Here is a 6,367-nt window from a genome sequence, read left to right as displayed (position 1 = left end):
CTACATTTCCTACGGCTTGTGCAATAGGTGAAGTTTCGTTTGCTTTTGTAGGCGGTGTGTACGAACGGCTGGGAGGAACAAGTTGATAGGCTGTATCCGGTTGGGGTTTGCTCTTTTCCTGCTTGTGCGCCATTATTTGAGCTTTTGTCATATCTCCTTTGTTTCGGCTTATTGCCTGCTTCAAAGTTCTTTTGCAAAGAACGGTAGCCGAACTCCCTGCCGATTTCGGAAGCCTTGAAGCTTTGTCCATTGAAGGAGAACTTCAAACCATATACTTTGCCCTGCTTGTTCTTCATGCGCTCTATGGCGATGTCGTTCTTATTTAGGTCGTAAAGAAACATTGAATGCCCTGTGATGCCTGTTCCTTTATACTTTTCAAGCAAGGTGTAGCAAATCTTTTGTACCTGCTGCTTCGTTTGCTCTCTCGTAGGATTGGATTTTGCTTTCTGATGCATCCTTTCAGCCTTTACTTCCTTTGCAATGGTCAAGCCTTTCGAGCGACTATTTCCTCCGCCACTCTTGCTGCCCTGTTGCTTACAAAAGTGGTGTCATAGACCTCCCCATACAGGCTGATGCGGTTGGCAATGATATGGATATGCCTGTTATCGGTGTCCTTGTGCGTTACTGCTACCCATTGGTGGTTGTTAAGTCCCATTTGTTTGGCAAACAGATGGGCTATCCGCATGAGTTCAGATACGGGTAGTTTCTTCTCATCCTGAGGTGCTATACCGATTTCAATGCGGAGGAACTTGTTTCTGCAACGACTGTTATAATCGCTGACCACTTTCATTTCCTCATAGATTGCTTTCGGTTCTCTGCTGCAAAGATTGTGGAAGGCAAGCCGATTACCGAGCTTTCCCTCTCTGAAAATATAATCCAAAGCCGTGCTGCCATGCGCTATCGCCTTACATTTTCCTATCATCTCTCGACATATTTAAGACCTATATATATTTCGTCGTCCACACGAAAATGCGGGTCGTAAAATCGCTTAAATGCTTCTTTGGCACATAGCGAAAGGTTCTGTGTGATATGTACCCATCTCTCATCCTTGACTTTAATAAGGTTGGAAATCTGCCCATAGAACCTGCCCGTATGCTGGAGAATGGCAATGGCTTCTCTCTCATTGTCCGTCATCTTAGGAATGGCAACCACTTCTCCATTAAGGAGTATTTCACGGCAGTAGTCTGAGAACTTCCGTCTTGTGCTTTCCGCCTTTGACTTGATGCGCTGCTTTTCCTCTAAGGTGCATCTTACCTTGATGAACTCCGTCTTGTTCATCCTCGCTTCTTCTTTACCTCGTTGCTGCCATTTGGCAGTTCTGCTATCATATCTGTTCATATAAAAGTCCTCTTTTCTTTGTTTTCAATCTTGCTTAATTTCTGAACACTGACCGATGAGAACGGAGTGATTACGGTCTAATCTCCCCGACAATTAAACGAGGGGAGCAAGCGCAGTTTGTGGGTACAAACTGACGTCTTGCAATGTCAGCTAACGAAACGTTTACGCATAAAGCGTTTTGTCGTCCAAAAATGAATGCTATGCATTCAGAAGATTAACTGTGTTCGTGGCATTCCCACCATTCAATGTGTTCAGTAAAAATCTATTGTTGGTACTACCCTAAAACGGTCGAGGATTTTGAGTGAAAGGGACGTTCCTTTTTCTGAAAACCCTCGACCTTTTTCTTACGGCTTACAGTCTTCTCCATTTCTCTATGTCCTCATCATATTCCTCTAGATGTTGGCGGATAATGTTTTCTACGAAACTTGAAAGGTTGCTGCCCCTATCGCCTAATCTGCGTACAATGAAGTCCGCACGTTCCTGTGTCTCCCTGCTCAGATAGACCGCTTTTCTCTCACTTAGCTTTGTCGGAACAAGGAACGCTTGCTTGTATGCTTCGAATGTCTCCTTTCTCATCTTGGCACTGATGCGTCGTTGAATAGTTGCATGCTCTGTATGCAGTACAGGCTCGGATGGCGTGGCATGCTCTATGGTATGTTTTGTTTCTTGTTGTTTTTGCTCTTGAATATTTTTCATTCCCTCTGCCCGGAATTCAGCGACAGTTTGTTCACTTGAATTTTCAGCTTGGCTCATACCAAAAGTTTTTCCTATGAAACGATCTATTTCTTCCATATTTCTTCTTTCCTTTTTCATCACTCTATCTTATTTTAAGTTTGACTGTTTTATTTTGTTGCTTGTATTTGGAGTTTTCTCCAACTTTTTTGTTGCTCACGGACACGGCTGGCGTGAAAATCGTTGAGGTCTTTGAAGTCTCTATAATACACTGCCATATCTTCTACCTTAAAACCTGTGTTTACAAATTCCTGCACTGCCTTTCGCCCAGCATCGTCATTATCAAGAAAAGCACGAATGGAGGTTATACTTCTCTCGTTTAGGTAGCGAATACTTCTGGCCACATTGCTTACAGAGTTCATCACAAGGCATTGGTTGGTTACTTTCTCTTTCATTGAAAGAAAAGAGAGAAAGTCCATAAAACCCTCGAACAGACAAACGGCTGTTCCATGTCCTCAAATATCGAGTGATGCCCTTCGGGGCCGTTCCCTTGAACGTATTGTTGTCCCGAAGTTCATAGCCACCCGAAGAGTTGGCAAAGCCGATGGCTTCATATCTTCTTCCTCTTACCTCGTAACTGATACATTTGAGAAAGGTGTTGCCTTTTCCAAATTAATACAGCGTTCCTTTTTGAAATACTCCTGTAAGTGCGGCGACAAGGTGTCTGATAGGCATATCTGTCTCCTTGTACCGCTTGCCGTTACATTTTCTCTTTGATTTGGACTGATGGATATTCCTCTATTTGTAAACTGTAGCTGTGCGTTGTATTATCGGGAGCGTTTCTGTCCCAAACGGCAGATGGCTTCCCGAGAGCGTGCAGCCCTCCAAACGCATGCAAAGGTCGATGATGCTTCCACCCCTGCCTTCGGCATAGTCTATCCAAAGGTTCTTTTCCGTGTCCACCTTGAAACTCGGATGTGTTTCCTCCCTGAGCGGTGAGTGGTACATGGCATAGGTCGGTGTCTTGCGGACAGCTTGATGCCTTTACTTTCGAGATATTCCACGATGGAATATCGCTTGATAGCTGATAAATCTTCTTCTTTCATTGTTTTTGATGTTTTAATGGATTGAATGATAATTATTTATGCTTGTCTGTTTTATGGTTTTACCGTTTCCAAAGTTTTCCTCTCCAAACTTTTTCATCTTTCTTCTTACTACATACTATTTTGTGATTTAAGTGATTGATAATCAATATTATTTTGTAGTATCAGCCATACTACAAACCTACTACATGTGCCTACTACATTTGGCTACTACAACTATTGAGCAAAGGACATGGGAGTATTTTCCTTACCTTATACACATAGATAGGGCTACCGCCCTCCCGTCGCTTACTTACTTTTAAACCTGCCTTTCTTAGAGCCTCACCCATGTGCTTCAAGGATAAGGGATGGTCGTATAAAGTCCCAAGTAGGTATTATCTCGGTGGTGGTCATATAAGAGTATGAGGATTAGCCTCCGTTGGCTTTTCAAAACAACGTAACAAAAGTTCATTTCTGCAGTCTGTACTTGAAAGTCTTCACTCTCCCTATATACTCGGCTATCTCATCATCGTCAAACCAATAGCGGAAACCTGACTTTAACAGGGCTTTGGCTTCAGCATAGACATTATCCATTGAAATACGCTTGGCTTTCTCTATGTCTATGGAAAGAACTTCAAAAGGAAGAAACCGTCTGCTGCCTGTCGGGTCGGTAAGAAAGTCGTTGCCGTTCACTGATGCCACAAAGCTTGCCAAGTGGGGATGCTCCTCAACATATTTGTCATACGGCATACGGTACTTGACCATCGGACAGGTGATAAGGTTTTTCAGCTCATTCTCGTCCCGCTTATTGAGGGCTTTGAGCTGGTCATCTATATTTACGATAAGGTTCTGCCCGATTAGGTAAGTGTATCTTTCTCCTGCGGATATATCTTTCCTGTGTAACTATAACCATATAGTGCCGGGCGGACAGAGCAGGTCAAGGAACGTGGTCTTGAACTTTCCTGCTCGCCTTCAAACGAGGCAGGTATGGTTACGGCACTCGCGGTCGTCGATTGCGTTGCCGACCACCGCCACAAGCATTTGTAAGATACGGCAACCATTTGTTAGAATTACGGACAACAACACAGCTTGCCAAATCGGAATTGCTTTGGTGAAAAGAAGTAAGAACACTACTACCACTGTAACTACCACCATTGCTACAACCATCACCTATATCTATCAATGGTAACCCTTTTAAATACTCCTGCACAGGATTGATACGGGGAGAAAAGCTGCTTTCAATGATGGAATTAAAGGTTCTCGGCAGAAGTCGCTAGTTTTATCGCAATCAAGTTCCCTGCGAAGCGTATTGATTTCATAACGACCGACTTTTGTAAATATGCCGCTGTTCCTACTTCGGTATTCGGTTCTACCCAATACTGTATTGTATCTAAAATCGTAGTGTGTGGAGAGGTATTTCTATCTCTACGTTCTTGGATGAACTACCCCTTCGATGAGATTTCTCCTGCTGTCTGTATTGCCTGCATCTGTGTTCTTTTTCATTATCCCTTGAATTGGTTCCAAGAGTGAAGTTAGGGTGAGAATGTTAACTTCCAAGCATTCAGAGCCTTCTTGCATAATGTTGCGCTCGTCTGCTGCAAAATTCTTAGGGAATAGCAGGCAAGAAGAGCATTTATCGTCTCATTAAGCAAAAAACAGATGAAGGAAAGATCGGTTAGCTGAAATACGATGTCGTTGTTTGCTCTCAGATGTACTCTTTGCTTTGATTACCTTATTAGCCTCAGTTGTGCAGTGGCAAGAACATCAATCTGTCTCTTTTGTCCTTGTTATAGCGCCACAAGCTGCCACTTGAATGAAATGTGATGGAATAAGAAATATCCAATATTAATTTTGCATAAGACAAACTGCGCTCGACAAAGGATAAGTGAACTTTCCTCTGCACTCGCTTGGATTGTCTTTGCAATGAAAGAAAAAAGACGGGGCAGGAAAACGCAAATGTGAACCGATGAAACGGATTGCTCTTTTCCCGATTGTTCCCGATACTTCCCTGCTGTTCCCCACGGCTTTGAGAGCGTACGTACGCCATTACCTTTGCCAGCAGAAACAGGAAAGAACTGAAACAACAAACAATAACAAAATATGATTATGAACTATTACGTCATTACGGAAACCAATTGGGCAAAGCTTCGAGATGAAATCTTGAGCCTTGCGGAATGCTGCCACAAGGCATTCGGAGAGAAAAGCAAGCAAACGGACTGGCTGCACAACGGTGATGTGTGCCAGCTGCTGAATATCAGCAAACGCACCTTGCAGCATTATCGTGATACGGGCGTGCTGCCGTTTACGCAAATCGGACACAAGTGCTATTACAAGTGCGAGGATTGGAAGCACTGCTTCTTATGAAGTCGAACAAACCTAAAACAAAATGATATGATGGAAACAGCAAGAGACTTGAACATGGAGACGGACAGATGCAGCTGGTCGTCTCGGCCTTGAGAGGTGTAGGCAAACGGATTGTGGAAGTGGCGCAGACGCACAAGCCACTCTTTGCTGGCGAACTTTTCCTCACGGGCAAGGAAGTGTGCGAGCGTCTGTATATCAGTCCCCGCACTTTACAGACTACCGCGACAGGAGAATCATTCCCTACACGCAGTTTGCAGGGAAGATACTCTACCGACTCTCCGACATAAACCAACTATTGCAAAAGAACTATCGAAGATAAAGCCTTCGCAAGGGACGTTTCCTGCTGACTTATTCGTCTTTCTCGTTAAGAATGAGTAACTTTGTGGCAAATTCAATAATATACAACTATGAGACAGAAATTCACTTTGATTACATTGGGAGTAAAGGACTTTCAAAAGGCATTGGCTTTCTATGAGGGATTGGGCTGGAAGAAGTCGGAACAGAGCCAGGAAACTTACGCCTTGTTCCTTTTGGGTGGGATAGTCTTGGGGATATACCCACTGCAAGAATTGGAAAAAGATACGACGTTATACCATCAACAGACTGCCTTTTCGGGCATGACAATCAGTTATAACGCCATATCGGAAGAGGAAGTCAATGCCGTGATGCAGGAAGCACAAACGGCTCGGAGCAACCATTGTGAAACCTGCACAGAAAGTGTATTGGGAGGATACAGCGGCTATTTCAAGGATTTGGACGGCTTATGTGTTCGAGGTAGCCTACAACCTTTTTGGCAGATTGACAGAGACGGAAATCTTGTCTTGTAGTTTGTCAAGTGCAATGACCAAAGAGCAGACAATTAAGGAACTGACGGTGATTCCCGGAATAGGGAAATCGCTTGCAACCGATTG

General features: G+C 43.7%; 2 protein-coding genes and 6 pseudogenes. 3 read left to right on the top strand and 5 right to left on the bottom strand.

The annotated features are described in order from the left end of the window. The 5 genes and pseudogenes from C7120_RS12300 to C7120_RS12280 form a co-directional block, all read right to left on the bottom strand. Positions 1-922, bottom strand: a pseudogene (locus C7120_RS12300) (relaxase/mobilization nuclease domain-containing protein); the annotation flags it as partial. Continuing rightward, positions 906-1,338: pseudogene (locus C7120_RS12295) on the bottom strand (hypothetical protein). The pseudogenes C7120_RS12295 and C7120_RS12300, both read right to left, overlap by 17 nt. A 351-nt stretch (positions 1,339-1,689) precedes the next feature. Then, complete coding sequence (locus tag C7120_RS12290; RefSeq protein ID WP_107620280.1) at positions 1,690-2,151, bottom strand: DUF3408 domain-containing protein; 462 nt, start codon at positions 2,149-2,151, stop codon at positions 1,690-1,692. 9 nt (positions 2,152-2,160) lie between these two features. Further along, positions 2,161-3,116, bottom strand: a pseudogene (locus C7120_RS12285) (toprim domain-containing protein). 194 nt (positions 3,117-3,310) lie between these two features. Further along, positions 3,311-4,725, bottom strand: a pseudogene (locus C7120_RS12280) (VapE domain-containing protein). Positions 4,726-5,198: 473 nt separating this feature from the next. Between C7120_RS12280 and C7120_RS12270 the strand changes: the two are divergent. From C7120_RS12270 to C7120_RS12260, 3 genes and pseudogenes are all read left to right on the top strand, one after another. After that, positions 5,199-5,482: pseudogene (locus C7120_RS12270) on the top strand (helix-turn-helix domain-containing protein). Position 5,483: 1 nt separating this feature from the next. Next, positions 5,484-5,775, top strand: a pseudogene (locus C7120_RS12265) (helix-turn-helix domain-containing protein). Between the two features lie 88 nt (positions 5,776-5,863). Beyond that, on the top strand, positions 5,864-6,283 hold the full coding sequence (locus tag C7120_RS12260) for a VOC family protein (protein WP_107621916.1): 420 nt from the start codon (positions 5,864-5,866) through the stop codon (positions 6,281-6,283). The last annotated feature ends 84 nt before the right edge of the window (positions 6,284-6,367 follow it).

Origin of the sequence: Prevotella sp. oral taxon 376, assembly GCF_003043945.1 — a bacterium.
Classification (GTDB): domain Bacteria; phylum Bacteroidota; class Bacteroidia; order Bacteroidales; family Bacteroidaceae; genus Prevotella.
Note: the sequence above shows the minus strand (reverse complement) of the source record. Positions and strands in the feature narration are given on the sequence as shown.